This window comes from Agrobacterium sp. DKPNP3 (assembly GCF_052686535.1).
In genome coordinates this window covers 1-339 of the sequence record NZ_JBQYSN010000190.1, presented here as the reverse complement: position 1 = coordinate 339, position 339 = coordinate 1, and the positions used below count along the sequence as shown (strand labels likewise).

Here is a 339-nt window from a genome sequence, read left to right as displayed (position 1 = left end):
TGTTGCGTTTTGCCGACCTGGTGGTTATCGCGGGGCGGCTGCACCCGTTCCCATTCCGAACACGGCCGTGAAACGCCCCAGCGCCAATGGTACTTCGTCTCAAGACGCGGGAGAGTAGGTCGCTGCCAGGTCTGCAAAACGCAACACAAAATCTTCTCAAATCACCAAAATGGGCCAATGCCCAAATCAAAAAGGCCGCTCAAGCGGCCTTTGTGCTATAACAGGCACAAATGATAATGCGTCCCTTACAGGAGATAAATTGCTGTGCAATTTACTCCGAAAGAAATCCGTCGTCGCTAAAGCAACGACGTAGACGCGACATTCGGCTTTGCCGAATGC

At 52.5% G+C, this 339-nt stretch carries 1 rRNA gene; it reads left to right on the top strand.

Annotation, left to right across the window (positions count from 1 at the left end):
* Window positions 1–16 precede the first annotated feature (16 nt).
* Window positions 17–131: ribosomal RNA gene (gene rrf, locus ACUTJJ_RS25050) — 5S ribosomal RNA — on the top strand.
* Window positions 132–339 lie beyond the last annotated feature (208 nt).